The 26220-nt window shown below is 71.6% G+C and carries 26 protein-coding genes, 4 pseudogenes and 1 riboswitch; of the genes and pseudogenes, 7 read left to right on the forward strand and 23 right to left on the reverse strand.

Translation table 11 applies throughout. The features are described from left to right. Positions 1-97 precede the first annotated feature (97 nt). A pseudogene (locus tag WJ438_RS34550) lies at positions 98-367 on the reverse strand (GNAT family N-acetyltransferase); the annotation flags it as partial. 62 nt (positions 368-429) lie between these two features. Here WJ438_RS34550 and WJ438_RS34555 point away from each other — a divergent pair. After that, on the forward strand, positions 430-720 hold the full coding sequence (locus tag WJ438_RS34555; protein ID WP_406728689.1) for a hypothetical protein: 291 nt from the start codon (positions 430-432) through the stop codon (positions 718-720). 133 nt (positions 721-853) lie between these two features. Here the strand turns inward: WJ438_RS34555 and WJ438_RS34560 are convergent, their stop codons facing one another. From WJ438_RS34560 to WJ438_RS34590, 7 genes and pseudogenes are all read right to left on the reverse strand, one after another. After that, positions 854-1843: an NAD(P)-dependent alcohol dehydrogenase gene (locus WJ438_RS34560; RefSeq protein ID WP_406728690.1), complete on the reverse strand. Its 990-nt coding sequence runs from the start codon at positions 1841-1843 to the stop codon at positions 854-856. Further along, positions 1840-2043, reverse strand: a complete 204-nt coding sequence (locus tag WJ438_RS34565; protein ID WP_406729900.1) for a helix-turn-helix transcriptional regulator — start codon at positions 2041-2043, stop codon at positions 1840-1842. Before WJ438_RS34565 ends, WJ438_RS34560 begins: the two co-directional genes overlap by 4 nt. A 23-nt stretch (positions 2044-2066) precedes the next feature. Beyond that, positions 2067-2498, reverse strand: coding sequence for a hypothetical protein (locus WJ438_RS34570; RefSeq protein ID WP_406728691.1), 432 nt, complete (start codon positions 2496-2498; stop codon positions 2067-2069). A 192-nt stretch (positions 2499-2690) separates the two neighbouring features. After that, complete coding sequence (locus WJ438_RS34575) at positions 2691-2924, reverse strand: Tn3 family transposase (protein WP_406728692.1); 234 nt, start codon at positions 2922-2924, stop codon at positions 2691-2693. Between the two features lie 628 nt (positions 2925-3552). Next, a pseudogene (locus WJ438_RS34580) lies at positions 3553-3753 on the reverse strand (GNAT family N-acetyltransferase); the annotation flags it as partial. Positions 3754-3833: 80 nt separating this feature from the next. Continuing rightward, positions 3834-6400, reverse strand: a pseudogene (locus tag WJ438_RS34585) (ABC transporter permease). A 4-nt stretch (positions 6401-6404) separates the two neighbouring features. After that, positions 6405-7277, reverse strand: a complete 873-nt coding sequence (locus WJ438_RS34590; protein WP_406728693.1) for an ABC transporter ATP-binding protein — start codon at positions 7275-7277, stop codon at positions 6405-6407. A 257-nt stretch (positions 7278-7534) separates the two neighbouring features. Between WJ438_RS34590 and WJ438_RS34595 the strand changes: the two are divergent. Further along, positions 7535-7777 (forward strand): annotated as a pseudogene (locus WJ438_RS34595) (toxin-antitoxin system HicB family antitoxin); the annotation flags it as partial. 39 nt (positions 7778-7816) lie between these two features. After that, positions 7817-8191: a fic family toxin-antitoxin system, toxin component gene (locus WJ438_RS34600; protein WP_109380762.1), complete on the forward strand. Its 375-nt coding sequence runs from the start codon at positions 7817-7819 to the stop codon at positions 8189-8191. On the opposite strand, the gene WJ438_RS34605 is transcribed toward WJ438_RS34600, so the two are convergent. From WJ438_RS34605 to bioB, 4 genes are all read right to left on the reverse strand, one after another. After that, positions 8192-8896: a class I SAM-dependent methyltransferase gene (locus WJ438_RS34605; protein ID WP_406728694.1), complete on the reverse strand. Its 705-nt coding sequence runs from the start codon at positions 8894-8896 to the stop codon at positions 8192-8194. 122 nt (positions 8897-9018) lie between these two features. After that, positions 9019-9750: a dethiobiotin synthase gene (gene bioD, locus WJ438_RS34610; protein ID WP_406728695.1), complete on the reverse strand. Its 732-nt coding sequence runs from the start codon at positions 9748-9750 to the stop codon at positions 9019-9021. A gap of 1 nt (position 9751) precedes the next feature. After that, entirely contained in the window at positions 9752-11032 is a 1281-nt protein-coding gene (locus WJ438_RS34615; RefSeq protein ID WP_406728696.1) for an adenosylmethionine--8-amino-7-oxononanoate transaminase, read from the reverse strand. Next, a complete protein-coding gene (bioB, locus tag WJ438_RS34620) occupies positions 11025-12269 on the reverse strand; it encodes a biotin synthase BioB (RefSeq protein WP_406728697.1) in 1245 nt (414 codons plus the stop codon). Before bioB ends, WJ438_RS34615 begins: the two co-directional genes overlap by 8 nt. A 146-nt stretch (positions 12270-12415) precedes the next feature. Here bioB and WJ438_RS34625 point away from each other — a divergent pair, with 146 nt between their 5' ends. Further along, positions 12416-13543 (forward strand): 8-amino-7-oxononanoate synthase, encoded by a 1128-nt coding sequence (locus tag WJ438_RS34625; protein ID WP_406728698.1) that lies wholly within the window; start codon positions 12416-12418, stop codon positions 13541-13543. Between the two features lie 87 nt (positions 13544-13630). Here the strand turns inward: WJ438_RS34625 and WJ438_RS34630 are convergent, their stop codons facing one another. Then, positions 13631-13855 carry a DUF397 domain-containing protein gene (locus tag WJ438_RS34630; RefSeq protein ID WP_406728699.1) on the reverse strand — a complete coding sequence of 75 codons (225 nt, stop codon included), beginning with the start codon at positions 13853-13855 and terminating at the stop codon, positions 13631-13633. Between the two features lie 9 nt (positions 13856-13864). Next, on the reverse strand, positions 13865-14725 hold the full coding sequence (locus WJ438_RS34635; RefSeq protein WP_406728700.1) for a helix-turn-helix domain-containing protein: 861 nt from the start codon (positions 14723-14725) through the stop codon (positions 13865-13867). 212 nt (positions 14726-14937) lie between these two features. Here WJ438_RS34635 and WJ438_RS34640 point away from each other — a divergent pair, with 212 nt between their 5' ends. After that, the gene (locus WJ438_RS34640) at positions 14938-15396 is read left to right on the forward strand and encodes an ATP-binding protein (RefSeq protein ID WP_406728701.1); all 459 of its coding nucleotides are present in this window, start codon (positions 14938-14940) and stop codon (positions 15394-15396) included. Positions 15397-15516: 120 nt separating this feature from the next. Here the strand turns inward: WJ438_RS34640 and WJ438_RS34645 are convergent, their stop codons facing one another. The 3 genes from WJ438_RS34645 to WJ438_RS34655 form a co-directional block, all read right to left on the reverse strand. Continuing rightward, a complete protein-coding gene (locus WJ438_RS34645) occupies positions 15517-15990 on the reverse strand; it encodes a C40 family peptidase (protein WP_406728702.1) in 474 nt (157 codons plus the stop codon). A gap of 3 nt (positions 15991-15993) precedes the next feature. Further along, positions 15994-16202: riboswitch (cyclic di-AMP (ydaO/yuaA leader) on the reverse strand. Between the two features lie 331 nt (positions 16203-16533). Further along, entirely contained in the window at positions 16534-16842 is a 309-nt protein-coding gene (locus WJ438_RS34650; RefSeq protein WP_406728703.1) for a hypothetical protein, read from the reverse strand. Positions 16843-16849: 7 nt separating this feature from the next. Continuing rightward, the gene (locus WJ438_RS34655) at positions 16850-17485 is read right to left on the reverse strand and encodes an ATP-dependent Clp protease proteolytic subunit (protein WP_406728704.1); all 636 of its coding nucleotides are present in this window, start codon (positions 17483-17485) and stop codon (positions 16850-16852) included. A gap of 68 nt (positions 17486-17553) precedes the next feature. Here WJ438_RS34655 and WJ438_RS34660 point away from each other — a divergent pair, with 68 nt between their 5' ends. Next, positions 17554-17850: a type II toxin-antitoxin system Phd/YefM family antitoxin gene (locus tag WJ438_RS34660; protein WP_406728705.1), complete on the forward strand. Its 297-nt coding sequence runs from the start codon at positions 17554-17556 to the stop codon at positions 17848-17850. Positions 17851-17993: 143 nt separating this feature from the next. On the opposite strand, the gene WJ438_RS34665 is transcribed toward WJ438_RS34660, so the two are convergent. After that, the gene (locus WJ438_RS34665) at positions 17994-18719 is read right to left on the reverse strand and encodes a lysophospholipid acyltransferase family protein (protein ID WP_406728706.1); all 726 of its coding nucleotides are present in this window, start codon (positions 18717-18719) and stop codon (positions 17994-17996) included. Positions 18720-18949: 230 nt separating this feature from the next. On the opposite strand from WJ438_RS34665, the gene WJ438_RS34670 reads away from it, so the two are divergent. Continuing rightward, entirely contained in the window at positions 18950-19405 is a 456-nt protein-coding gene (locus WJ438_RS34670; protein WP_406728707.1) for an RpiB/LacA/LacB family sugar-phosphate isomerase, read from the forward strand. Positions 19406-19429: 24 nt separating this feature from the next. Here WJ438_RS34670 and WJ438_RS34675 read toward each other — a convergent pair whose 3' ends face one another. The 5 genes from WJ438_RS34675 to WJ438_RS34695 all read right to left on the reverse strand — a co-directional run bounded on the left by WJ438_RS34675 (position 19430) and on the right by WJ438_RS34695 (position 26134). Beyond that, positions 19430-20656 (reverse strand): PP2C family protein-serine/threonine phosphatase, encoded by a 1227-nt coding sequence (locus WJ438_RS34675; RefSeq protein WP_406728708.1) that lies wholly within the window; start codon positions 20654-20656, stop codon positions 19430-19432. A 143-nt stretch (positions 20657-20799) separates the two neighbouring features. Continuing rightward, positions 20800-23286 carry a SpoIIE family protein phosphatase gene (locus WJ438_RS34680; protein WP_406728709.1) on the reverse strand — a complete coding sequence of 829 codons (2487 nt, stop codon included), beginning with the start codon at positions 23284-23286 and terminating at the stop codon, positions 20800-20802. Positions 23287-23459: 173 nt separating this feature from the next. Continuing rightward, a complete protein-coding gene (rocD, locus tag WJ438_RS34685) occupies positions 23460-24686 on the reverse strand; it encodes an ornithine--oxo-acid transaminase (RefSeq protein WP_406728710.1) in 1227 nt (408 codons plus the stop codon). Next, a complete protein-coding gene (gene ddaH / locus WJ438_RS34690) occupies positions 24683-25495 on the reverse strand; it encodes a dimethylargininase (protein WP_406728711.1) in 813 nt (270 codons plus the stop codon). Before ddaH ends, rocD begins: the two co-directional genes overlap by 4 nt. A gap of 123 nt (positions 25496-25618) precedes the next feature. After that, positions 25619-26134 carry an Lrp/AsnC family transcriptional regulator gene (locus WJ438_RS34695; RefSeq protein ID WP_406728712.1) on the reverse strand — a complete coding sequence of 172 codons (516 nt, stop codon included), beginning with the start codon at positions 26132-26134 and terminating at the stop codon, positions 25619-25621. Positions 26135-26220: the final 86 nt, after the last annotated feature.

Consider the following 26220-nt stretch of genomic DNA (forward strand, 5'->3'; position numbering starts at 1 on the left):
TACTGGGAGGCTCGCCCATGGGCGGACGCACACAACCTTTCATGGATGACCGAGTGACCCTCCTAGCGTAAAGGGTCAGCAAAGGTGTCCCGCGAGGTCACCCGACGTCCGCCGTCATGCCCGGGCCCTGTCTCCGGCCGGCCTCCCGAAGAGGTTTGACCCAGCGCCGCCAGCGTTCCTCCGGCGCGTACCCGGCGGCGTCCCACGCGCGGTGGGCGGTCTGGCCGCGCTGCAGCACCATCGCGTCCGCACGGCGCCCGCCGAGCCGCTCCTCGGCGGCGGCCAGCAGCGTGGACCCGATGCCCTGCCTGCGGTGGTCCGGGTGCACCGCGAGCCGGTACGGATGGCAGCGCCAGCCGTCGAAGCCCGGCTGCTCACAAACATCGCCGCCGGATCTACAAGCGGCTCGGCCGCGGCATCGAACTCGCCATGCTCGCCGCGATGTCCGGCATGGAGCGCGAATACATCCGCGACCGCACCCTTGAAGGCCACGAGTCCGCCCGCAAGCGCGGCAAGACCATCGGCGGCGCGGGCGTCACCGACGAGTCCATGCTGTCCATGGCCCTCCACCTGCGCGACCAGGAGATGAGCCTGCGCGACATCGCCAAGAAACTCGCCATCACCACAGGTGCGAAGAAGGGCCAGCGCCCCTCGCCCGCCACCGTCATGCGGATGCTGCGCGAACACGACGAGCAGACTGCCACGGCGGCGAGCGCGTGATCACCCCACTACTTCACGGCTGGTGTCTGAGCTGGGACGCCGGGGCCGAAGGGCGCGGTGCGTTCCCGGCGCCCTCGCGACCAACTGCCGGCCGTCACCTCGGGGCTGTCGACCGTCATCGGATGCACCTCTGTCAAGGCTCGCCGCGGGGTATTGATCCCGGCGTCCCGGAATCAACCGTGATGACGAGCTTTCCGGGCGCGTTGCCCGTCGCCAGGTCACCCACCGCGGTTGAGGCCTCCGCCAGGGAGTACGTGCGCCCGACGGCCGGTCGCACGGCCCCGGCCTCGATGAGGTCGCGCAGCGCCTCCAGGTCGGCGGTGCGGGTCAGCGCGATCCGCGCGTCCAGGCGCCGACGCGTGAACGGGGTGATCAGCCGGGCGGCCAGCAGCCGGCCGAGCCCACCGAACCACCGACCGCCGCCCTCGCCGCCGACGATGACGAGCCGGCCGCGCTCGGTGAGCAGCCCGCGCAGCAGGGCCAGCGGCCGGCGGCCCGCGATGTCGATGATCAGATCGTACGTCCCGGTGAGCGGCTCGCGCGTGTAGTCGATGACGGCCCGGGCGCCCAGCGACCGGACGAGGTCGGCCTTGGCTGTGCTGCACACGGCGGTGACGTGGGCGCCGCCGGTGACCGCGAGTTGCGTCGCGAAGCTGCCCACTCCGCCGCCGGCGCCGATGACCAGCACCTTCTCGCCGGCGGTGACCTGGCCGACGGCCCGCAACGCGGTCACCCCTGACGTGGGTGTGGCCGCCGCTTCGGTGAAGCTCAGGTTGGCGGGCTTGCGGGCGAGCTTGCCCGGGCGGGCGAGCGCGAACTGCGCGTACGCGCCGGTCGCCGCGCCGTACACCTCGTCGCCGGGGCGAAACGCGGTCACGTTGGCGCCGACGGACTCCACGACGCCGGCCACGTCCATGCCCGGCACGCGGTTGCGGGGCCGGCGCAGGCCGAAGCCGAGGCGGCCGATGAGCGGCAGCCCGGTCATGACGTGCCACACGCCGTAGTCGACGCCGGCCGCGTGCACCCGGATCAGCACATCGCCGGCGCCGGGCGTCGGGATCGGGACCTCGCCGAGGCTCAGCACGTGCGGCGGGCCGTACTCGTCCTGGACGATCGCCCTCATGAGGGGTCTCCTTCGGTGTCGGGGTACTGGAAGACCTCGTCGAGTCCGACCCGGAACACCCGGGCGATGCGGAACGCCGTCTCCAGCGAGGGGGAGTAACGACCTTGTTCGATCGCGATGATGGTCTGGCGGGTGACGCCGACCCGGTCGGCCAGCTCGGCCTGGGTCATCTCGTCGTGCGCGAACCGCAGGGCCCGGATCGCGTTGGTGACCCGCGTCGGCTTCACCACGTCTGGAAGCCGCCCTTGCGGTACGCCATGATCTTGGCAGACGAGCTGAGCACCGCGGACAGCACGAACGCCAGGTAGACGGTGTTGGCGATCCAGAAGTGGCGCAGCTCGGCGATGGCCATGACCAGTGCGGCGAGCGCGCCGATGACGACCATCGACTGCCCGATGCGCTCACTGACCTGGTAGATCTCACGGTCGCGCTCGTCAGTGCGGTCGGCGCCGGGGCCGCCCGCGACAGCCATCGCGATGTGGGCCACGATCGCGGCGACGATGGCGCCACCGATGGTCCACAGCAGAGTTCCCGCGTAGGCGACGTCGGCGAGCGGGCCGTCGCCGACCCGGCCCAGGACGGCCGCCACGTAGAGCGTGTACGCGCCGAGGGAGACCAGGATCGTCACCCAGGCGCGTTTTTCCTCGAAGGCCATGCCCGCTCCCCATGTAAAACAAAGCTGACATCAGTCAATGTAAAGCGCACCGGACGCCGTGTCAAAGTTTATTTACACGCCCGGTCGGCGACGCCATGGCCCTCGCCGCGGTGCTGCTACCAAACGTCCACAGTCGGCCGGACGGCGCAGGTCGCACCGGCCCGTCCTCATCGGAAGAGCCGCAGGATCTGGCTACTCCGGTTCGCGCCGCTCGGCGGCGCCCTCGCCGCCGCCCGGTGGCAGACGCTTGGCCACGTCCGGCCGCACCTCGCCGTAGGGCTGGACGTGCTGCCAGAACAGCGGGGTCAGCCCGCGCCGGTCGGCGGGCTCGAGCAGCTCGGCCCACTGGGGGTCGGCCAGGGCGTCCTGCAGCATCAGCGTGTTGATGTACACGAGCGCGGCCTGCAGGATACGCAGGCACGACACGCTCATCTCCAGCTTCGGCGAGCGAAGGATCGGTGCGGCTGTGGTGCGTAGCGGACCGGCGCGCGCCCGTTGAACTGAGCACCGTGACGGATCAGCCGTCCACGCCGACGTGGGTGGCGTCGGCGCGGGGGCCTTCTGCTCCAGCCGCTCGCCGTCGCGAGGCCCTGGGCTGTGCTCTACGCCCAACTGCTTGCCTTGGATGACCCCTTGGGCGGCGGCACACCCTTCGCGACGCAGCACGGAGTCGAGGGTCAGGAGCTCGACAGGGGCCTCGCTGTCGTCAGCAAGGGGCACACTCGCTTCCGGATCCCCGAGATGCCGGCGAACTTCTCCCGGCGCCACGAACTGCGGGGGAAGGTGCGGGAAACCTTCGTCAGGGCGCGGAACCTCTTCTACGTGGCGTCCTCGGGGAACTGCCACACCGAGGAGGAGACCTCGATTGAGCCATGCTGGGGCAAGGTCACTGCGTCACCTCGCGCTTCAACGAGCATCTCTGCTCGGAGAGTTACGAGATGGCCGCCCCATGACCAGGGACATTGGGAGATCGCCGCTACGCCATTCGGCGGGACACCGTCGCGGCCCGCACAGACTCGTGCTCACCCTGCTGAACTGCCTGCTGCCACTTTCACCCGTCGAAGCCCGCGATCACGGTGCCGACCGGCTTCGCCCCCTTCTCGGCGAGGAGCAGCGCCTCGGGGTCGCGCGCGACCAGCCGCTCCACGCCGGCCCGGTCGTCGCTGGTGCTCGTGCTTTCGGCGACGACCTTCCAGAAGGCCAGTACGGCGTCCAGGTCCTCGGGCGTCGCGGCCCGTATGCGCAGCTCGGTCATACGCCGGTCGCAGCACGCGGCACCGCCCGCGACACGGAATTCCACGAGCCGGACGTCCGCCACGAAAGCCCACGCGCGTGTCACTCATGAGCGATCGCCTCCAGGACGTTCATCCGCGACGCGCGGAGGGCCGGCAGCAGCGCCGCGGCGATGCCGGCCACCGCCGCACCGATGACCACCACCACGATCGTGCCCCAGGGGATCGTGAGCGCGGTCATGCCCTCCAGCGCCAGTACCTGCTGTATGCAGACGCCCCACACCAGCCCCAGCACGAGGCCCAGCACCGCGCCGAACACCGCGATCACCACCGACTCGAGCCGGATCATGCGCCGCAGCTGCCGCCGGGCCAGTCCGATGGCCCGCAGCAGCCCGATCTCCCGGGTGCGCTCCACCACCGACAGCGCCAGGGTGTTGACCACGCCGAGCACCGCGATGATGACCGCCAGCCCCAGCAGCGCGTAGACGAGGTACAGCAGGACCGCGATCTGGTCGTGCACGAGGTCCTTGTAGTCGACCTGGTCACGTACCTGGACCTGCGGATACGGGTCGAGCGCCGTCTCCAGCCGGTCACGGAGCTCATCCGCACTCGTGCCGTCGGCGGCGTTCACGTACAGCGCGGAGTCCTGCCCGTCGGGCACGTACTTCTCGACCGCCGCGATACCGAGGAACAGTCCGCCCTGCACGCCGAAGCCCTCGCCGCTTTCCATGTCGGTGAGGGCGCCCACGGTCAGCGCGGTGCGCTGTCCGCCCGGGAACTCGACCGGGATGACGTCGCCCGTCCGGACGCCGTGGTCCGCGGCGAAGTCGGCGTCCATGGCGATGCCACCGTCGGCCAGTGCCGCTGCCGTGCCGCCGCTCGCGTAGGTGAGCCGGGCGACGTCGTCGACCCGGTGGTCGTACCCGGCGGCGGTCGTCTCGATCCGCTCCCCGTCCGGCAGCCTCACCCCCACCGGCGCGAACCGCTGCCGTACGACGACGCCCACGCCCTCGGTGTCCCGCACCTGGTCGGTCACCTCCTGGGCGAACGGCAGGAAGTTGGCGTTCTGGATGACGAAATCGGCGCCCAGAGTCTTGTCGATCCGCTCGTCGAAGGAGCGGGACATGGAGGCGCTGGCCACCGACATGCCGCCGACCAGGGCGAGTCCCACCATCAGCGCGGAGGCGGTGGCACCTGTACGGCGGGGATTGCGCAGGGCGTTGCGCTGGCTCATCCTCCCGACCGGTCCGAACAGGGCGGGGAAGGCCCCGCCCAGCACCCGGATCACCGGCCGCACCAGCAACGGCCGGCGACGATGGTCGCGATCAGGGTCAGCACGATGCCCAGCCCCAGCAGGGACGCCGCCGACCTCGTCCCGGTCGAGACGGCGCAGCCCACCAGGGCGGCCGCGCCGAGCGCCCCGACGACGGAACCCACCACCGCGCGGGTCCGCAATGGCCGGCCCACCCCGGCGATCTCGGCGTCGGCGAGGGCGGCCATCGGGGACACCTCTGCCGCGCGGCGGGCCGGAAGGTACGCCGCCACGAAGGTGACCCCGAGCCCGACCACATACGCCGTGGCGGGCGTGACCCATCCGATGACCATCTCCGTGGTGTTCAGGTTCATGCCGAAGACGCTCATCAGCCGGATCAGTCCGTAGGCGAGCCCGACACCGGCCACGAGGCCCAGCGTCGAGCCGACCAGGCCGAGCAGCACCGCCTCGGTGAGCACCGAGCGGCGCACCTGCCGCCGGTCGGCGCCGAGCGCCCGCAGCAGCCCGAGTTCGCGGGTGCGCTGCGCGATCAGCATCGAGAAGGTGTTGACGATCAGGAAGGTGCCGACGAGCACGGCGATCCCGGCGAAGCCGAGCATCACGTACTTGATCACGGCGAGGAATTCGCCCAGCTCGTCGGTGGCCGTCGCGGCCTGTTCGTCGGCCGTCTCCACCCGGTAGGTGCCGGCGCCGAGCGCCTCGGTGACACGGTGGTCGACCTCCTCGGCGGTCACGCCCGGCCCCGCCTCGACGGCGATGCTCGTGGCCCGGTCCGCCGAGCCCAGCAGCTTGACGGCGGCGACCTCGGGATCGAGGAAGACGAGGGCCGCGCCCGGGTTGGGGGTGGTGAAGGTGGCGATCCCGACGATCTCTACGCGGAAGGTGCCCGGCTGCGCCTGCACCGACAGGGTGTCACCGATCGCCACGTCCTCGGTGTCGGCGGTGTCCGCGTCCAGCACGGCCTCCCCGGCACCGCGCGGGGTGCGGCCGGAGGCCAGCTCCACGCCACTGCGTTCGTCGGCGTACCAGTCCACCGCGCGCATCGGTGCGCCGCTCGTCGGCCCCACCGGCTCGTTGTCGCTGTCGACGACCGTGATGTTCCCGGCCCTGACGTTCGGATGGGCGGACCCGACCCCCTCGATCCCGGCCAGCCGCTCGGCGAGCGAGGCCGGCACGGTCCGGATCTGGCCGGTGGGCACGGCCGCTTTCAGGTCCTCCGGGGGCGACACGGTCACGTCGGCGGAGGTGGAGGCGAAGAGCCGGTCGAAGGTGCGGGCGACGGTGTCGGAGAAGATCAGGCTGCCCGCGACGAACGCCACGGACAGGACGACGGCCAGCGCGGACAGCAGCAGCCGTCCCTTGTGCGCGAGGAAACTCCTGAGCGTCGCCTTCAGCACGGTCTCAGCCCTTGCCGGGGATCGACTCGTCGGGCCGCACGGCCCCGTCGTCGGCCAGGCCGAAGGCGAGGCCGGGAACGGGGCCGCCGTCGTCGCTCTGGGCGCGGAGCACGTCGAACCGCTTCATCCGCTCCAGCACCGCCTCCGCCGTGGGGCGCCGCATCTCGTCGACGATCCGGCCGTCCGCCAGGAACAGCACCAGATCTGAGTGGGAGGCGGCGCCCGGGTCGTGCGTGACCATCACCACGGTCTGGTTCAGCCGGTCGACGGCCTCGCGCAGAAAGCCGAGCACCTCCAGACCGGCGCGCGAGTCGAGGTTGCCGGTCGGCTCGTCCGCGAAGATCAGCTCGGGTCGGGAGGCCAGCGCCCGCGCACAGGCCACGCGCTGCTGCTGGCCGCCGGAGAGCTGTGCCGGGCGGTGCTTCAGCCGGTCCCGCAGGCCGAGTGTGTCGATGACCTGGTCCAGCCACTTCTCGTCGGGCTTCTGGCCCGCGATGTCCATCGGGAGCGTGATGTTCTCCAGCGCGTTCAGAGTGGGGATGAGATTGAACGACTGGAACATGAACCCGATCCGGTCCCGGCGCAGGCGGGTCAGCTCACGGTCCTTCAACCCGGTGATCTCGGTGTCGCCGAGCCACACCTGTCCGGCCGAAACGGTGTCGAGTCCGGCCAGACAGTGCATCAGTGTCGACTTCCCGGACCCCGACGGCCCCATCACCGCGGTGAACCGGCCGCGCACGATGTCCACGTCCACCGCGTCCAGGGCGAGCACTGTCGTCTCGCCGGATCCGTACGCCTTGGTCAGGCCGCGCGCGCGGGCCGCGATTCCGTCGGCCGACGCGAGGCCGGGGGCGTGCTCCGCAGCAGGTGTGGACAAGGCCGGCTCCTCCGTCTGGAGAGGTGGACATGTGGGGCTGGTGGAGTCTGCGCATGCGGGCATCAGGCTGTGCCCGTCGTGCCTGTCGCGCCCGAGGATAGTGTGACCAGGGGCACACCGAGTATCCCCCGTGGGTGCAAAACCGTCTCATACCGGTGCAAGGAGCACGCTCCTCGGTCTCCAGGGGCGGGGCGCCCGGCCGATCGGTCCGGCGTCGGCACTTGCCGGTGCTAGCACTCCGGCGCTAGCTTCGGGGTATGGCGAAGACCCAGTTGAACGTACGCGTGGACGAGGGCACCGCCCGAGCGGCGCGGGAGCGCGCCCTGGCCCGCGGGATGAGCGTCAACCGCTACATCGAGGAACTGGTCCGGCAGGACGCCGGCGAGGTCGGCCACACCTTCGTGGAGGCCGCCGCCGACTTCATGAGGCAGTACGAAAGCGTTTTCGCCGAGGAGTTCGACGGGGCGGTGCCCGCGCGGGTGACGCCGAGAGCGGGGAGAAGAACCCCGAGGGCACGCGCGAAGGTCGCCGTTGATCCCTTGGACGGTCTGCGCATCGACCTCGCCTGGCTGCTGATGCTCGCCGAACAGCAGACTCCGGGGGACCCCCAGGTCACCGACTGGGGAGCCCTCGTCGCCGCCGTAGCCCGCCACGAGGCCGAGATATTCGACGTCCCCGTCTACGGCAGCCCGCAGGCCCGTGCCGCCGCGCTGCTCCAACTGCTGCTCCACGTGCCCGCGCTGGAACGCTCCAACGCCCTGTTCGCCTCCGCCGTCGCGTATGCCTACCTCGTCGCCAGCGGTCTGAAGGTCGTCACCTCGCCGGAGCAGGTGCGCGATCTGGCCCGGCTGGTCAAGAACGGTGAGGCGTCCGTGGACGACATCGCCGCCGAGCTGCGCCGCTGGAGCGAGTGATCAACTCCGGCCGGGCGACGCGTCGGCCACCACATCGGTCGCCGGCCGCCACGCGGTGCCCAGTACGCAGTACGACGTCGGCAGCTTCGGGCCGCTCTCCGGCATCAGCACCCACCGGTACGGGCCGAGTTCGAATCCCGCCTCCCGCAACGCGCCCACCGGGTCGCGCGCCACATGGCAGCCACCGGCGAGCGCCGGCCACACCGTCCGGTCCAGGGCGCGCTGGGTGAGGCGCATGACCTGGCCGCCGCCCCGGCCGTGCTCGAAGAACCGCACCTCGCCGCCCGGCCGCAGCACCCGCCTGAGTTCCGCGAGCGCCCGCGGCAGGTCCCGCACACTACACAGCACCAGGGAGACCACCGCCGCGTCGAACGCCTCGCTCTTGACCGGCAGCGCCTCCGCCGCACCCGGCGCGACCTCCACCGGGACGCGGACGCGCAGGGCGGCCTCCACGGCCAGCCGGCGCAGTACCCGTTCCGGCTCGACGGCGACGACCTCCGAGACGGTGTCCGGATAGTGCGCGAAGTTGAGGCCGTTGCCGGCGCCGACCTCGATCACCCGGCCCGACAGCCCGTCGAGCAGCCTCCGGCGCACCGCGGCCATGCCCCCGCGGGTCTCGGCGGTGACACTGAACCGGGCGTAGCAACGGGCGAACAACGGGTGGTGCACGGGATCCCGCGCCACCTTCGCGGAGCCGGCGGACATGGGGCACCTCCCTGCCGTGGTGAAGCCGAGAAGCCCGGGGGACGAGGACTCTGCCCGCAAGGACTGGCCTTGCCGCGATTGTCCCCCGCGAGACCACCTCGCACCTCTCGCCCCGGGCTCCGTCACGTCTTCCGCCCCCGGCGTGCCTCCCGTACCCGGAACGCCTCCGCGTCCCATGTGCCGTCCAGCCGGGGCGCCAGCCAGTGCGGTGCCGAGGCCCGGAAGCCGGCCGGGGCGAGGGCGGCCGCCCCGGCCGGCACCGTGCCCAGCAGCGGGGCCCCCGTCACGTCCGGCAGGTCCTGCAGGTTGCAGCGCGAGGCAAGATCGGGCTGGGCGGGCCAGCTGCCGATCACCACGCCCGCCGGTTCGAGCCCGCGCGAGCGCAGGTGGCAGGCCGTCAGTTCCGCGACGTTCAGGGTGCCCAGGCCCGCCGGCACCACCACCAGCACCGGCGCCGCCAGCAGTACCGCCGCGTCCGCCAGCGTCCCGCCGGCCGCGTCGAACCGTACGAGCAGTCCGCCGGCGCCCTCCACCAGCACCAGGTCGTGCTCGGTGGCCAGCCTGGCGGCCGCCTCGGCCACGTCGTGCGGATGCACCGGCGCCCGGCCGGCCCGGCGGGCGGCGGTGGCGGGCGCCAGCGGGTCCGGGTACCGGGCGAGTTCGGTGGCCGTGACGGCACCGGCGAGCCGTGTGATCTCCTCGGCGTCTCCGGGCTCGTCCGGCGCCACACCCGTCTGCGCCGCCTTCAGCACAGCCACCGACCGGCCCGCCGCCAGGGCGGTCGCGGCGACCGCCGCCGTCACCACCGTCTTGCCGACCTCGGTGCCCGTGCCCGTGATCACCAGTACCGGCATGTCACCCTTCCTGAGCCGCCGCGCACACCGCACGTGCGATCCGGGCCACGTCCGTGTCACCGGTGACGTACGGCGGCATGGTGTAGATCAGATCGCGGAACGGCCGCAACCACACACCCTCGCGCACCGCGGCCCGCGTGGCCGCCTCCATGTCCACGGCGTGGTCGAGCTGGACGACGCCGATGGCGCCGAGAACCCGCACGTCACGGACGCCCGGCAGGTCCGCCGCCGGCCTCAGCCCGTCTCGCAAGCCCGACTCGATGCGCTTGACCTCCGCGAGCCAGTCCTGTCCGAGCAGCAGCTCGATCGAGGCGCAGGCCACGGCCGCGGCCAGCGGATTGCCCATGAAGGTCGGACCGTGGGCCAGCACCGGTACCTCGCCGCGCGAGATGCCGTCGGCCACCCGCGCGGTGCACAGCGTCGCCGCCATGGTCAGATAGCCACCGGTCAGCGCCTTGCCCACGCACATCACGTCCGGTGTCACCGCCGCGTGCCCGGCCGCGAACAACGCGCCCGTGCGCCCGAACCCGGTCGCGATCTCGTCGAACACCAGCAGCACGTCGTGCGCGTCGCACGCCTCGCGCAGCACCCGCAGATACGCGGGGGAGTGGAAGCGCATCCCGCCCGCGCCCTGCACCACCGGCTCCACGATCACCGCGGCCAGTTCCCCGGCATGCCGTCCGATCAGATCCCGCAGACGGCCGGCGTACGCCTCCTCGTACTCCGCGGGCGGGGCCTCGGCGAACACCTGCTTCGGCAGGACCCCGGCCCACAGCTCGTGCATCCCGCCCTCGGGATCGCAGACCGACATCGGCTGCCAGGTGTCGCCGTGGTAGCCGCCCCGCCAGGTCAGCAGCCGCCGCTTCTCGGGCCGCCCGAGCGAACGCCAGTACTGCAGGCACATCTTGATGGCGACCTCGACGGACACCGAGCCGGAGTCGGCGAGGAAGACATGCTCCAGTCCGTCGGGCGACATGTCGACAAGGAGCTTCGCCAGCCGGACGGCGGGCTCGTGCGTGAGGCCGCCGAACATCACATGACTCATCCGCGCGAGCTGCTCACGGGCGGCCTCGTTCAGCACCGGGTGGTTGAAGCCGTGGATCGCCGACCACCAGGACGCCATCCCGTCGACCAGTTCGCCCGAACCGTTGGCGAGCCTGAGCCGCACCCCGCTCGCCGACTCCACGACCAGCGGCTCCCCGCGCCCCGGCATGGGCCCGTACGGATGCCAGACGTGCCGCCGGTCCAGCTCGAGCAGCTCGGGGACGGACCGCTCAGGCATTGGGAGCGAGATCCGTTCCGGCACCCCGGCGGCGGACCGCGACGAGATCGGTACGCGGCCCGTCGGCCCGGCCGGCCGCCTCTGCGACCGTCTCCGCACCCGCGACCGTCTCCGCACCCGAGGACGCCTCCGCACCCGCACACCCGCCGGAGGACGACGCCTCCGCGCAAGCTCCCGCACCCGAGGGTGCCGTACCGCAGACCCCGCCGTCGTCGTGCGACCCGCACCCGCCCACCCGGTGCCCGGGCAGGGTCACCTGGTCGGTGCCCTCCACCTCGAACCCGGCGTCCGCGATCATCTCCAGGTCGGCCCGTCCCGCCTGGCCCTCGCTGGTGAGGTAGTCGCCGAGGAAGATCGAGTTGGCCAGGTGCAGCGCGAGCGGCTGCATCGTGCGCAGGTGCACCTCCCGGCCGCCCGCGATCCGCACCTCGACGTCCGGGCACACGAACCGCACCATCGCCAGGATCCTGAGGCACCGCTGTGGGGTGAGGTTCCACTCCTCGGCGAGCGGTGTGCCCTCGAACGGGATCAGGAAGTTCACCGGCACCGAGTCGGGGTCCAGTTCGCGCAGCGAGAACACCACGTCGACCAGATCCGTGTCGCTCTCACCCATGCCGGCGATCAGCCCGGAGCAGGCGGACAGGCCGGCCGCGTGCGCCTTGTGCACGGTGTCCACCCGGTCGGCGTACGTGTGCGTCGTGGTGATGTCCCCGTAGGTGGCCTCGGAGGTGTTGAGGTTGTGGTTGTAGGCGTCCGCCCCCGCCTCGCGCAGCCGCTCCGCCTGGCCGTCGGAAAGCAGACCGAGGCAGGCGCACACCTCGACGCCCTCGTTGCCCTCCTTGATCGCCTTGATGGTGTCGGAGACCCGGTCCACGTCACGGTCGGTCGGACCCCGGCCGCTGGCCACCAGGCACACCCGCTTGGCGCCGCCCGCCAGCCCGGCCGCGGCCGCCTCCGAGGCCTGCTCGGGCTTGAGCCAGGTGTACTTGAGGATGTCGGCCTTGGAACCGAGCCGCTGGGAACAGTAGGAGCAGTCCTCCGGGCACAGGCCCGACTTGAGGTTGACCAGATAGTTGAGTTTCACCCGTCGGCCGAACCAGTGCCGCCGCACCTTCCCGGCCGCGGCCACCACGTCGAGCAGGTCGTCGTCGGACGTCCCGAGGACGGCCAGCGCTTCCTCACGGGTCGGCGTCTCGCGCCGAAGCCCCTTGTCCACCAGCGTGTTCAGCAGGTCCATGAGAGCCGATCCTGTCCTATTCGGCCGCCGTGGCCAAGGAGGGTTCGTACAACAGAGGCGCTTCCGGGTGTGGGCATGGCCACACGATGGTCCGCAGGTGGTCCCGCTAAGGTCTGTGCATTGCCTACAAAAGCACCGGAGGACCGATGGCGTTCGGGTGGATCGGCGAACAGGCGGAGCTGCGGCGCCGGGCCGGACTCGTACGGACCCTGCGCCCACGGGCCGCCGACGCGCCGCTCCTCGATCTGGCGAGCAACGACTACCTGGGTCTGGCCCGCCATCCGGAGGTCACCGAGGGCGCGGCACGGGCCGCGCGGACCTGGGGCGGCGGGGCGACCGGGTCCCGGCTCGTCACCGGCACCACCGAACTGCACACCGCGCTGGAAAGCGAACTGGCGGACTTCTGCGGCTTCGAGGCGGCCCTCGTCTTCTCCTCCGGCTACGCGGCCAACCTCGCCGCCGTCACCGCGCTGGCCCCGCACGGTTCGCTGATCGTGTCCGACGCGGGCAACCACGCCTCGCTGATCGACGGCTGCCGACTGGCCCGCGGCGGGACGCGGATCGCGGCGCACGGCGACCCGGACGCCGTGCGCAAGGCGCTGGACGGGCACGACGGACCGGCCGTCGTGGTGTCCGACACGGTCTTCTCGGTCGACGGGGACGCCGCCCCGCTCACCGCGCTGGCCGAGGCGTGCCGGGAGCACGGCGCGGGACTGGTGCTCGACGACGCCCACGGCCTCGGGGTGCTCGGCGACGGAGGGCGCGGCGCCCCGCACGCGGCCGGACTCGCCGGCGCCGACGACGTCGTCGCGACGGTCACGCTGTCCAAGTCGCTCGGCAGCCAGGGCGGGGCGGTGCTCGGCCCGGCGCGGGTCGTCGAACATCTGGTCAACGTGGCCCGGACGTTCATCTTCGACACGGGCCTCGCCCCCGCGGCCGCCGGCGCCGCACTGTCGGCGCTCCGGCTGCTGCGCCGGGAACCCGGGCGTGCCGCACGGGCGGGCGAGGTGGCGCGCGAACTGCACGGACGGCTGACGACCGCGGGTCTTCGAGCGGTACGTCCCGACGCCGCGGTCGTCTCCGTGCGTGCCCCGTCCCCGGAGCAGGCCGTGCGATGGGCGGCCGACTGCCGGGCGGCCGGCCTGTCCGTGGGCTGCTTCCGTCCTCCTTCCGTGCCCGACGGCATCTCACGGCTCAGACTGACCGCCCGCGCGGACCTGTCCGGGGCCGAGATCGAACGCGCTGTACAGGTGGTCGACGAGACGCGGCCATGAGTCGGCGGGGCACGGCCGTGGGTCGCTCGACCACGGATGGTTCGGTCGGTGGTGCCGGACGGATGGGCGGGTCGGTGGTGCTGCCGGTCAGCGGAGCGCGGCCACGAACTCCGCCCAGCTCGCGGGGGAGATGAGCAGCGCGGGTCCGGCCGGGTCCTTGGAATCGCGCACGGCGAGCAGCCCGGCACCCGGGCCGGTGGCCGGCCGGGCCGTCTCGACGCAGTTGTTCGCGCCCGTGCTGTAGCTGCTGCGCAGCCACCGCACACCGTGCAGATCGGTGCTTGAGGGAAGGGTCCGAGGCGGTGCGAACATCGTGCCTCCTCACACGCCGGCAGCTGTCCCGGCGATGAAATCCAACGAGTCCTCGGGCGAAAGGGCGTGGATCGAAAGGGCGTGGAAAGCCTCCGAGTACACCCGGAGGTCTTCTTTCCGCTCGAGATAGAGGCTACTCGTCAAGTGGTCGAGAACTACAACGTCCAGATCAGAAGTGCGCGAAAATGAGAAGATTACGAAAGGCCCGGTGACGCCGATGTGCGCCCCGGCCGTGAACGGCAGGACCTGGAGCCGCACTTGAGGGAGGCGTGCCGCCTCCACGAGCCGGTTCAGCTGCCGGGTCATCACGCCGGGACCGCCGACCTCCCGGCGCAGCACCGCCTCGTCCAGGACGGCGGTCAGCTCCAGGGGCGGCTCCGCCCGCAGCACGTCCTGCCGGGCCAGCCGCACTTCCACCAGCGTGTCCAGCCGCTCCTCCGAGGCACCCTCCAGCGCGGCCTCGGTCACCGCCCGCGCGTACTCGGGTGTCTGCAACAGCCCGGGAACCACCGTGGTCTCCAGCGTGCGCATCGCACTGGCCTGGGACTCCAGGCTGATGAAGTCCCGGTAGGTGGGCGGCAGTACCCCCCGGTACGCGTGCCACCAGTGATGCCGTCCGCCGCTGTCGTCGGATCCCGCCAGCACCAGCAGCAGCTCTCGCAACTGGCGATCGGTCAGGCCGTAGGCGTCGAGCAGTAACCGCACATCGGCCGGTTTCACCCCGCTCGTGCCCGTCTCGATCCGACTCACCTTCGACTGGTGCCAGCCCACCAGCCGGGCCGCCTCACCACTCGTGAACCCCGCCGACGTGCGCAGCGAGCGCAGTTCGGCGCCCAGTTTCCGGCGGCGCACCGCGGGACCGTGCTGCATGGTTTCCCCCTTACTCCCTACGAGCCACCCGAATACGGTCTCTCGTCGCAGAGTTCACCGCTTTGAGCGACAGATATATGCATATCTTGGCCGTATCGTCGCCCACGCCCTGTGCGGATGGCAGTCTGGCGACGAAGTACCAGTGCGGGACCGTACTCGAATCGGCCGCTCCGTGTCGGACTGCGGGCCCGGGGGAAAGGGACGACGTCGCCATGGCAGACCATCTGGAAGCATCCATCACTCTGCCGAGCGATCCAGCCTCGGTTTCCGCCGCGCGCGCCCATGTGGTGGGCACGCTGGCGGAGTGGGGCATGCCGGCGGACACGGAAGTCTCCGACACCATCCGGCTGATCGTGTCCGAACTGGCCACCAACGCCGTGCAGCACACCTTCGGGCAGTCACCCACGTTCACGGTGGACATCGCCCTCGACCACGACGAGCGGTTGCGCGTCGGAGTCACCGACAGTCATCCGAGGTTCCCCAAGTGGCTTCCCGCCGCGGTCCAGCAGGACAACGGCCGGGGGCTGGTCATCATCCGCTGGCTGACCGCGGAATGCGGGGGCAGGATGAGGGTCCGCCCCACCAGGGAGGGCGGCAAGACCATCTCCGTCGTGCTCCCGTGGACCGTCCCGGCCGAGCGGGTCACGCCGGCGGGGCAGCAGGAGCCGTAGGGGCCACGGCGGAGGACCGCAGCGGAACAGCACGGCGGAGCGGTGCAGCCTCAGCCGCTTCGGTGGCTGTCCGACGGGGTGGCGGGGCGGCGGCAGGGGAAGTGCCGCCGCCCCCGCGGATCAACTGACCCGGCCGTACATGACGCTGCGGGTCCAGATCTTCTGCAGGCGTACCACGTCCCCGGTCTTCGGGGCGTGCCAGATCTTGCCCTGACCCGCGTAGATGCCGACGTGGTAGATGTTCCGGCCCGAGTGGAAGAACACCAGATCGCCCACCTTGCGGTGGGTGGCCGAGATCTGGCGTGTCTTGTTGTACTGCTGGGCGGCGGTGCGTGGCAGTTGCTTGCCCGCCTTCTTGTACGAGTAGAGGGTCAGGCCGGAGCAGTCGAAGCGGGACGGTCCGGTGGCGCCCCACCGGTAGGGCGCCCCCTTCTTGGACGCCGCGACGTTGAGAGCCTTGACGGCCGAACTCGCGGCCGTCGCCTCCGAGGCGGCACCGGGAACAACGATCGAGCCGCCCACGGCGGCGAGGGTGAGGGCCGAGGCCGTGCCGGCCCGGGCCATGAGAGACGGGACACGATTGAGCGCGGTCATGCGCAACCCTTCGTCAGCCGCCTGTGAAGGATGACCTGTCGGATTCGGGCTGGCGAAGTTGCCCGGCCGCACACGTGCGGCTTCACCCCAAGGGCAGCTCGGGACGGGAATCCCCGCTCCGGCGACCCGTTGTGCTCGGGTCCTCCACTCCTGCCGATCCACTCCTGTCGACCGGTCATCCGGGCGGCGGCAGGACTCGGCGTCCGCCCGGATCGCCCCGCCGCGGCGGCGGGGGCTTGTCGTCAGTCAGCGATCTTGGCAACGGTTGGCCCGAAATCCCACTGGAGCCGGTGGTTTGTGTTGTTACTCACCACTCATCCGTTCGGGTGGGCAGCGCTGTGTCCGGGCTGTCGTCCAGAGTGCCGAGGAGCCCCGGACCAGCATCGGAATACTTGGTTTCGAAACGGGGCGCGCGCGGTGCGCAACCTTGGCGGCCCGAAAAGAAGTCGTGCGTCTACGCCGCTTGGGGGTAAGCCTTTTGGTCCGTTTCAACTCCGGTGCGGACGTGCGCCGGCGCACGCCCCGCCCGGACCGGTACGGGCGTCAACTGCCGGAGCCCGGTGGCAGGGTGACGCGGGCCGTGCGCCGCTCGCCGTCCAGCACCCGCAACGCACGGGCCAGGGTGGCGGCGTGCAGTTCGGTCTCGCCGCGCCCGTGCATCAGGGCCAGCGCGTCGCGCAGGGCGACGGCCCTGCCGACCAGCGCCTGCGCGGCACGCAGTCCCCGGTAGGTGTCGCCGTCGCGAGCCGGGTTGATCCGGCCGAGCAGGTCGACGGCCTCGAGGTAACGGTCGATCAACTCGGCCTCGGCGCGGGTCAGCGCGGGCAGCGGCGGCAGCTCGGGTGGCAGCATCGGCGACTCACCTCCTGCCGGGGGTGGGCTGCCGGCCCTTGCGGCCGGTCATGATCCGGTCCGCGAGGCCGTAGTCCACCGCCGCCCGGGCGTCGAGGACCGTGTCCCGTTCGATGTCCGACCGTGCCTGCTCCGGAGTGCGGTGGGTGTGCCGGACCAGCATCTCCTCGATCCGGGCCCGAACGCGCGTCAGCTCCTCGGCCTGGACCGCCAGGTCGCTCGCCTGACCCTCCACCGGCTCCGTCAGAGCGGGCTGACGGAGCACCAGCCGCGCCCCGGGCAGGACGTACCGCTTGCCCGGCGTCCCGGCGGCCAGCAGCAGCGCGGCTGTCCCGGCCGCCTGGCCCAGGCAGACCGTCTCCACCTCGCAGGTGAGGTAGCGCAGGGTGTCGTGGATCGCAGACATGGCGTGGAAGGAGCCGCCGGGCGAGTTGACGTAGAGGGAGATGTCCCGGTCGGGGTCCCGGTGCTCCAGGTACATGAACTGGGCGATCACGTCGTTCGCGGAGGTCTCGTCGATCGGTGTCCCGAGGAGGACGATCCGCTCCTCCATCAGCTTCGAGTGCGGATCCGTGCTCCGGCGCCCGGACGCCGTGTGTTCGGTGAACTCGGGCAGCGCGTGGCGGGCGGACGATCGGGTCATGGGAACCCCTCCTCGTGGCAGCAGTCCGTAAAAAATGTACAGGATGTACGTGACGTTATGATGGGGGCATGGCCTACGAGATTCCGGTGACGCGAGCCAGGGCTGAAATCGCCGACCTGATCAACCGTGTGGTGTACGGCGGTGAGCACGTCGTCGTGACCCGGCACGGAAAGCCCCTCGTCGCCCTCGTATCCGCCGATGACCTGCGACGACTCGAGCGGCTCCGGGAACTCGACGCGCAACGGGAGCCCGCCGGGGAGCAAGTGATCAGCACGGTGGCCGGCGTCCACGAGGCGGTGTCCGCTCCACGCGAACAGCAGCGCTTCGGCATCGCCGCGGAACACCGCGGAACGGCCACTTCGTAGGTCTCCGCGACGGCCCAGGGCTCGTTCGGTCGTGGGTGCCGCGTCCTTCGGGCGTTCCCCTCAGGGCGACGGCCTGCGGGCGCTGACGGCGGTGGGCAGCAGCCCCGGCACGTGATGGCCGGTCGGGGAACCGGCCGGACGGGTCAGCTCAGCGGCATCCGCGGGAGCCGGCGCTTCTCCGCCGCCGTGCGCTCGGCATCCTCAGCCTTGGCGACGGCCGCGTACTGATCGACGTACTCCTGCTCGGACAGGCTCAGGATGGTGTACATGATCTCGTCGGTGACGGCGCGGAGTATCGCCTTCTCGTTCTCCATGCCGGCGTAGCGCGAGAAGTCGAGGGGCTTGCCGAAACGGATCACCACCGGGTGGACGCGGGGGACGACCTTACCGGGCGGCTGCGCCTCGAAGGTGCCGATCATCGCGCAGGGAATCACTGGGATGCCGGCCTTGAGGGCCATCACCGCGACCCCGACCTTGCCCTTGTAGAGGCGCCCGTCGTGCGACCGGGTGCCCTCGGGGTAGATACCGAGCAGTTCCCCCTTGCTCAGCACTCCGAGGCCCTCCCGGATCGCGGCCTGGCCGGCGTCCTTGCCGGAGCGGTCGACCGGGATCTGCCCCGCGCTGCGGAAGAAGAACGCCGTCAGTCGGCCCTTGATGCCGGGGCCGGTGAAGTACTCGGCCTTGGCGAGGAAGGTGATGCGCCGCTTGAGTATCGCGGGCATCAGGAAGTGGTCCGAGAACGACAGATGGTTGCCGGCGATGATGGCGGCACCGGACGACGGCACATGCTCCAGGCCCTCTATTCGAGGCCGGAAGACCAGTCGCAGCAGCGGGCCCAGCAGCACGTATTTGAGCAGGTAGTAGAACAAGGGCGCACTCCTCGACTCTGGCAGACGGGCTCAGCGGCGTGCTGCAGCAGATCGACCGGCACGGCGTGGGGGTGCCAGTCTAGGTCCGGGCGGGGGTGTCCGGCACCCTGTCCGGCGGGACGGGGGCGGGGCCGGGCCGGGTGGCTGAGCGTCCGTCAGCGGGGTGCCGGCGGGGACGCGTGCGGCGACCGGCCGGAGCCGGTCGCCGCACGCGCGAGTAGGCTCGCCCCATGCGGATTTCCGTCTCCTCCGACATGGACGAACCCGTCGCCCGGGCCCTGCTCGCCGAACTGCGCGAGCGCGGCCACGAGGTGCGCGTACACGGCGCCCTGAGCCCCGGGGGCGACTCGCGGTGGGCGTTCTGCTCCGAGGCGGCCGCCCGCGACGTTGCCGAGGGGACCGCCGACCAGGCGGTGGTGTGCTGCTGGACCGGCACGGGTGCCTCGATCGCGGCCAACAAGGTGCCGGGCGTACGGGCCGCCCTGTGCACGGACGCCTACACGGCGGAGGGCGCGCGCCGTTGGAACGACGCGAACGTGCTGGCGCTCGGCCTGCGGCTGACGTCCGAGCCGCTGCTGAAGGAGATCCTCGACGCATGGTTCGCCGAGGTGACCGGACAGGACGCGGAGGACCGGCGGAACGTGGACCGGGTGGGCCAGCTCGACGAGGCCCGGCCCACCGGTTGAGCCGTACCGCTGCCTCGCGGCGGATCACAGCCGGACGACGACCAGCGCGGTGTCGTCGGTGGCGCCGCCGGGCGGCAGCAGTTCCCGCAGCACGATGTCCGCCAACGACTCAGGATCCCGCGTCCGGTGGCGGCGCAGCGACTCGGCGAGCCGGAGCAGCCCGGTGTCGATGTCCTCCCGGCGGCGTTCGATCAGACCGTCGGTGTAGAGCACGAGGGTCGCCCCGGGCGTGAACCTGGTCGTCGCCTCGGGTCTGCGAACCGGTTCGGGACGGGCGTCGAGTGGGGGGTCGGTGGCCCGGTCGAGGAACTCCACCCGCCCGTCCGGGTGGACCAGCACCGGCGGGAGGTGACCGGCGCTGCTGTAGGCGATGGTGTGCCGGTCGAAGTCGACGAAGGTGGTGACCACGGTCGCCGACTCGGCGCCGTCGACCACGTGGGCGTAGCGTGCCACGATGTCCAGCGCCTCGGCGGGCCCCGCCGCGACTCGGGAGGCGGCGGTGAGCGCGCTGCGCAGCTGGCCCATGACGCCGGCCGCCTCCAGCCCGTGCCCGACCACGTCGCCCACGGACACGCCGATACGGTGGCCGCGCACCAGCTCGACCAGGTCGTACCAGTCCCCGCAGACGTTGAGCGCGCCCACCGCCGGCCGATAGCGCACGGCGGCCAGGTGGCCCACCTGCCGGGGTGCGGGCAGCATGGACTTCTGCAGTGCCAGCGCCACCTGCCGCTCCCGGGCGTGCGCCTGACGCAGGCGGTTGTTGAGCTTCTGCAGCTCGCGGGCGCGCGTGTACAGTTCGGCCTCCAGGACCCGGCTCTGGTCGACGCCCGCGCGGTTGCGGGCCCGCATCAGCTCGGTGACCTCCTCGACCCGGTGCACGATCAGGACCACGGAGCCGTCGCTGCCCAGCACCGGTGTGTTCACCGGGCTCCAGTAACGCGCCTCCCACTCGCCGGGCCGCTCCGGGCTCTCGACGTCGTAGCGCTGCAGGGCCATGGTGTCGCGCTCGCCGGTGGCCACGACCCGCACCAGTGAGGCGTGCAGGTTGCGCGCACCCGAGGAGTTCGGGTCGTTCGGGTTGTCCGGGAAGACGTCGAACACGTAGCGGCCCAGCAGTTCCTCCCGGGACCTCCCGGTCCCGTGGACGAACGCCTCGTTGACATCCGCGTACACCAGATCGGGGGTGAGGAGCGCCACCATGCCGGGCAGGGCCTGGTACGCCGCCGCGTAGTCGATCGCCGTCTGTGTCATGTCCACCGCCTCACCGCCGGAATTATGTCAGCTATTCACAATAAGGGCGAAGTGGGCATGATGGAGGAAGGTTGCTCAGGAGGCATAGGGGGCATACGTGCCGGAGGTGCCCTCCCGGCGGGAGCGTCGTGCCGACGGGAGCGTCATTCCGAGGGGAAGGCCATCTCGAGGGAGAGGTCACCCGGTCCGGTCAGCGACTGCTCGGCCCAGATGACCTTCCCGTCGGGAACGAAACGGGTGCCCCACCGCTGAGCGAGCTGCGAGACCAGCAGCAGCCCGCGCCCGCCCTCGTCCATGGCACGGGGGTGGCGCAGGTGCGGTGTGGTGGCGCCGCCGTCGAACACTTCGCAGACCAGCGCGCGCTCCCGGATCAGCCGCAGGCGGACGGGGCCGACGGCGTGCCGGATGGCGTTGGTGACCAGTTCGCTGACGATCAGCTCCGTGGTGAAGACCAGCTCGTCCAGACCCCAGTGGGCCAGCTGCCGGGTGGCCGTTCTGCGGGCTTCGGCCACCACGGCCGGATCCACCGGCAGGTCCCGGACCGCCACCTGGTCGGCGTCCAGGAGCCGGGTACGGGCCGTCAGCAGCGCCACGTCGTCGTACGGGCGGACCGGCACCAGGGCGTCCACCACGGCCCGGCACCGCGTTTCCAGCGAGGGCGGGGCCTCCTGCAGTGCCTGCAGCAACCGATCCTGGCCGCCCGCGGTCGAACCGGTCTCCGTGTCGGTCAGCAGACCGTCGGTGTGCAGGGCGAGCGTGCTGCCCTCGGCCAGGGACAGCTCCATCGCCTCGAACGGCGGGCCGCCCACGCCGAGTGGGGGCCCCACCAGCAGATCGACGAAGCCGACCGTGCCGTCGGGTGTCACCAGGGCGGGTACGGGATGGCCCGCGGCGGCCATCGCGCACCGGCCGTCGACCGGGTCGTAGACGACGTACAGGCAGCCGGAGCCCACGGACTGGCCGTAGGTCCCCTCCGGCTCGGCGCCCTCGTCCCGCGCCGGGCCGGACACCAGGTCGTCGAGATGCGCGAGCACCTCCTCGGGCGGCAGATCCAGCGCGGCCAGGGTCCGTACGGCGGTCCGCAGCCGGCCCATCGCCGCGGCGGCGTCGATGCCGTGGCCGGGGACCTCACCGACGACGAGGGCGACCCGGGCACCCGACAACGGGATCAGGTCGTACCAGTCGCCGCCCAGGCCGGTCAGCTCGTCGGCCGGGCGGTAACACGCCGACACCTCGACGGCGTCCAGCTCCGGGAGCCGGCGGGGCAGCAGGCTGCGCTGCAGCACGAGCGTCGCGTCGCGCTCTCTGGTGTAGCGCCGGGCGTTGTCCAGACAGACGGCGGCGCGGGAGACGAGGTCCTCGGCCAGGTTCAGGTCGTCCTCGCTGAAGGGGTCCCGGCGACGCCGGAAGAACCCGGTGATACCCAGGGTGATGCCCCGGGCGCGGATCGGCACGATCATCACACTCTGCAGACCCAGCTCCAGGAAGGTGGCCTCCCGGCCGCCCGGTACGCCCTCGAGCCACTCCGTGGCGAGTGGGTCGAGCTGCTCCTGACGCCAGGACCGGCCCGTGGTCAGACAGCGGACCGGCGGTGAACCGGCCAGAAAGTTCGTCACCGCGCCTGTCTCCCGGATCTTCCGCGGCAGGTCCTCGTACAGCGACCGGTGGCCCGCGCGGCGCAACGACACCCTGTCCGTCTCCGTGAGCGGTCCGGGCGGGAGCTCGGCGCCCCGCAGCACCGTCTCCAGCAGGTCCACGGTCACGAGGTCCGCGAGCTCCGGGACGGCGACATCCGCCAGCTCCTGCGCGGTGCGCGTGACGTCCAGCGTGCGGCCGATGTGCTCGCCGGCCCGGTCGAGCAGGGCGAGCCGCTGGCGGGCGCGGTGCCGCTCGGTGATGTCCACGACGCTGTAGTAGACGCCCATCGGGCGGCCCCGATCGTCGTCGAGCCGGGTGAACGACAGCATGTACGCCGTCTCGCGCAGCGGCGCCGAACGGACCTGGCCGACGTACTCGTAGCCGACCACCGGCTCGCCGGTCTCCAACACACGGCGCATCTGCGCCTCGACGGACTCGGCGTCCAGGCCGGGCTGGACGTCGGCGAACCGCAGGCCCAGCCGCCCCTGGGCCGGGCCGCCGAACTGCTCCAGGGCGGTGTTCGACCACACGTACCGCAGGTCCGTGTCCACGATCGCGAGCCCGATCGACGATCCGGTGACCATCTGCTCGAGCACCACGCGGCTCATGTCCCAGCCGGCGGAACCGGCCAGCTCCGACAACAGCACCAGCAGGGACGAGCGACCCCGCGGCTCCATGGTCCGCGTGATCCGGACCATGACGGGGACCGGCCGTCCGTCCCGGTGCCGGGCCGTCATCAGGCCCGCCCAGCCGTCGTCCGCCCGGCATCGCCCGACCAGGTCCGGCACCCGCTCGGCGTCCTCGGCGATGAGCAGCTCGGCCAGCTTCCTGCCCACCGCCTCGGCCGCCGGATACCCCAGCAGCCGCTCGGCCGGACCGGTCCAGTTCGTCACCACACCCTGCGGATCGAGCAGCAGGGGAACGGCGTCGGCGACGTCGAACCCCTGCCGGGCAACGTCCGGCCCCTCGTGTCCGTCCTCGTGTCCGCCCACGGCCGACCTCTCTGTCGCTGAGAGTGGTCTACCACCTCTTGTTCCCATCTTCACCCGGGAACCGGGCAGGGGGCTTCCCGGGTGAAGAGGGGAACCGCCCGTTCCCACCCTCCGGACAGCGGTCACGCAGGTCGGGCAGGCGGGAACGGGCTGGTGGCCGGGGTTCGGGCGGGTCAGCCGCCCTGGCCCAGTACCTTCCCCAGCGTCTCCAGTGCCTCTTGGAGCTCCTCGCCCCCGATGGTGAGCGGCGGGGCCAGCCGGATGGTGGACCCGTGGGTGTCCTTGACAAGGATTCCCTCCCGCATCAGACGCTCGCTCACCTCCCGGCCGGTGCCCAGCACGGGGTCGACGTCGACGCCCGCCCACAGTCCGCGCGAGCGGAAGCCGACGACGCCCTCGCCGACCAGGGCTTCCAGCCCGTCGCGCAGCACCACGCCCAGTTCCGCCGCCCGGCGCTGGAACTCGCCCGTCTCCAGCAACTCCACCACCGCCGTACCGACGGCCGCGGCCAGCGGATTGCCGCCGAAGGTCGAGCCGTGCTCCCCGGGATGCAGCACTCCGAGCACCTCACGCCGGGCCACCACCGCCGACACCGGGACGATGCCGCCGCCCAGCGCCTTGCCGAGCAGGACCATGTCCGGGACGACCGACTCGTGCTCCACGGCCAGCGTGCGCCCCGTGCGTCCCAGCCCCGACTGGATCTCGTCCGCGATGAACAGGCACCCCGCGCGGCGCGTCAGCTCCCGCACGCCCGCCAGATAGCCGTCGTCGGGGATGTTCACACCCGCCTCGCCCTGGATCGGCTCGATCAGCACCGCGGCCGTCGTCTCGTCGATCGCCGACTCCAGCGCCGCCAGGTCGTTGTACGGCACGATCCGGAAACCGGGCGTGAAGGGCCCGAAACCGGCGCGTGCGGTCTCGTCCGTGGAGAAGCTGACGATGGTCGTCGTCCGGCCGTGGAAGTTGTCCGCCGCGACCACGATCGTCGCCCGGTCGGCCGGGACGCCCTTCACGTCGTAGGCCCACTTGCGGGCCACCTTCACCGCGCTCTCGACCGCCTCCGCACCGGTGTTCATGGGCAGCACCATGTCCAGCCCGGTCAGCGCCGTCAGCCGCTCCGCGAACTCGGCGAGCCGGTCGTTGTGGAAGGCGCGCGAGGTGAGCGTGAGCCGGTCCAGTTGACGGTGCGCCGCCTCGACCAGCGCGGGATGCCGGTGGCCGAAGTTCAGCGCCGAGTAGCCGGCCAGCATGTCGAGGTAGCGGCGGCCCTCCACGTCCTCCACCCACGCGCCCTGCGCGCTCGCGACGACCACGGGCAGCGGATGGTAGTTGTGCGCGAGGACCGGCGCCTCCGCACCGATCAGCTCGGCGGACGAACGGGTAAGGGCGGCAGAGGTCATGAGCGGATCTCCTGAGTGCAGCACTTGATCCCGCCGCCTGCCTTGTAGAACTCGGACAGGTCGACGGGGACGGGAACGTAGCCGCGGTCGGTGAGCTGGGCGGCGAGGCCTGTCGCCTCGGGGGAGATGAACACGTGGCGCCCGTCGGAGACGGAGTTCAGGCCGAACGCCATCGCGTCCTCACGGGTCGCGATCACCGCGTCCGGATACAGCCGGGCCAGCACCTCGCGGCTCCCCGGCGAGAACGCCTCCGGGTAGTACGCGATGTTCTCCTCGTCCAGCGTGAACAGGGCCATGTCCAGGTGGTAGAAGTACGGATCCACCAGCGTCAGGCTGATCACGGGCACGCCGAAGAACTCCTGCGCCTCCCGATGCGCCTCACGGGTGGTACGGAAGCCGGTGCCGGCGAGGATCCAGCGCCCGGCGGGAACCAGGTCCCCCTCGCCCTCGCCCACCGACTCGGGACGGTGGACGTCGAAGCCCTCCGCCTTGAACCAGGTCTCGTACGGAACGGACTCGGGGCGCCGCTCGGGTGCCAGGAACAGGGAGCCGAGGACGCGGCCCTCGACGACGACCGCCGCGTTCGCGGCGAACACCATGTCGGGCAGGCCGGGCACGGGCCGCACGGTCTCCACGGTATGACCGTGGGCGCGGTAGGCGTCGACCAGCGTCCGCCACTGCCGCTGAGCCAGGGGGACGTCGACGGGACGGTCGGGATTCATCCAGGGGTTGATCGCGTACCGCACGGCGAAGTGCCCGGGATCGCAGACGAGATAGCGCCGTCGGCACGGCACACGGGAATCGGTCACAGAGGGGTGCCTCCGCTTCCACGCGGTGTCATCAGGGGTGAGTCCACGGTAGAAAGCGACCGGAGCAGGCGACAAGGAACGAGAGCTGCGTGTTCACGCAGGAATGCTGCGCGTTCCCCCTACTCAGCGCACGCCTGCTGCGTCCTGACCCGGTCCCTGCGGAGCCGGCTGGCTCGCGCCCGCCTCCGGACTCTCCGGGATCAGGTGCGACAGCACCATCACGCTGATCGTCTTACGGATGAACGGCTCCGCACGGATCCGCTCCAGCACCTCCTCGAAGTGCTCCACGTCCCGTGCCCGCAGATGCAGCAGGGCGTCCGCGCCACCGGTCACCGTCATCGCCGCGGCGATCTCCGGATGGTTGCGCACCACCTCCGCCAGCCGCCGGGGCGGCGCCGCCCCCTCGCAGTACACCTCGACGTACGCCTCCGTGCGCCAGCCCAGCGCCGACGGTTGCACCGTCGCCGTGAACCCGGTGATCACTCCCGTCTCACGGAGCCGGTCCACCCGGCGCTTGACCGCCGTGGACGACAGCCCGACGGCCGCGCCGATCTCGGCGAAGGACGACCGGGCGTTCGCCATCAGCGCGGTGACGATCTTCCGGTCGAGCTCGTCGAACGGCGCGGGCCTGCTGCTCATACCGGCACTGTAACCAGCACCGGCGGACCTCCGTCGGCGCGTGCGGCCGGCCACCGTCCCCGGCGGCGGCCGACGGCCGCAGGGAA

This window comes from Streptomyces sp. GD-15H, assembly GCF_045291515.1.
Lineage (GTDB): Bacteria > Actinomycetota > Actinomycetes > Streptomycetales > Streptomycetaceae > Streptomyces.

Coding starts and splice junctions, on each gene's coding strand:
- WJ438_RS34555 (WP_406728689.1), top strand. CDS start 430: ATGCTCGCCGCGATGTCCGGCATGGAGCGCGAATACATCCGCGACCGC.
- WJ438_RS34560 (WP_406728690.1), bottom strand. CDS start 1,843: ATGAGGGCGATCGTCCAGGACGAGTACGGCCCGCCGCACGTGCTGAGC.
- WJ438_RS34570 (WP_406728691.1), bottom strand. CDS start 2,498: ATGGCCTTCGAGGAAAAACGCGCCTGGGTGACGATCCTGGTCTCCCTC.
- WJ438_RS34605 (WP_406728694.1), bottom strand. CDS start 8,896: ATGTCCGCCGGCTCCGCGAAGGTGGCGCGGGATCCCGTGCACCACCCG.
- bioD (WP_406728695.1), bottom strand. CDS start 9,750: ATGCCGGTACTGGTGATCACGGGCACGGGCACCGAGGTCGGCAAGACG.
- WJ438_RS34615 (WP_406728696.1), bottom strand. CDS start 11,032: ATGCCTGAGCGGTCCGTCCCCGAGCTGCTCGAGCTGGACCGGCGGCAC.
- bioB (WP_406728697.1), bottom strand. CDS start 12,269: ATGGACCTGCTGAACACGCTGGTGGACAAGGGGCTTCGGCGCGAGACG.
- WJ438_RS34625 (WP_406728698.1), top strand. CDS start 12,416: ATGGCGTTCGGGTGGATCGGCGAACAGGCGGAGCTGCGGCGCCGGGCC.
- WJ438_RS34630 (WP_406728699.1), bottom strand. CDS start 13,855: ATGTTCGCACCGCCTCGGACCCTTCCCTCAAGCACCGATCTGCACGGT.
- WJ438_RS34635 (WP_406728700.1), bottom strand. CDS start 14,725: ATGCAGCACGGTCCCGCGGTGCGCCGCCGGAAACTGGGCGCCGAACTG.
- WJ438_RS34640 (WP_406728701.1), top strand. CDS start 14,938: ATGGCAGACCATCTGGAAGCATCCATCACTCTGCCGAGCGATCCAGCC.
- WJ438_RS34645 (WP_406728702.1), bottom strand. CDS start 15,990: ATGACCGCGCTCAATCGTGTCCCGTCTCTCATGGCCCGGGCCGGCACG.
- WJ438_RS34650 (WP_406728703.1), bottom strand. CDS start 16,842: ATGCTGCCACCCGAGCTGCCGCCGCTGCCCGCGCTGACCCGCGCCGAG.
- WJ438_RS34655 (WP_406728704.1), bottom strand. CDS start 17,485: ATGACCCGATCGTCCGCCCGCCACGCGCTGCCCGAGTTCACCGAACAC.
- WJ438_RS34660 (WP_406728705.1), top strand. CDS start 17,554: ATGGCCTACGAGATTCCGGTGACGCGAGCCAGGGCTGAAATCGCCGAC.
- WJ438_RS34670 (WP_406728707.1), top strand. CDS start 18,950: ATGCGGATTTCCGTCTCCTCCGACATGGACGAACCCGTCGCCCGGGCC.
- WJ438_RS34675 (WP_406728708.1), bottom strand. CDS start 20,656: ATGACACAGACGGCGATCGACTACGCGGCGGCGTACCAGGCCCTGCCC.
- rocD (WP_406728710.1), bottom strand. CDS start 24,686: ATGACCTCTGCCGCCCTTACCCGTTCGTCCGCCGAGCTGATCGGTGCG.
- WJ438_RS34695 (WP_406728712.1), bottom strand. CDS start 26,134: ATGAGCAGCAGGCCCGCGCCGTTCGACGAGCTCGACCGGAAGATCGTC.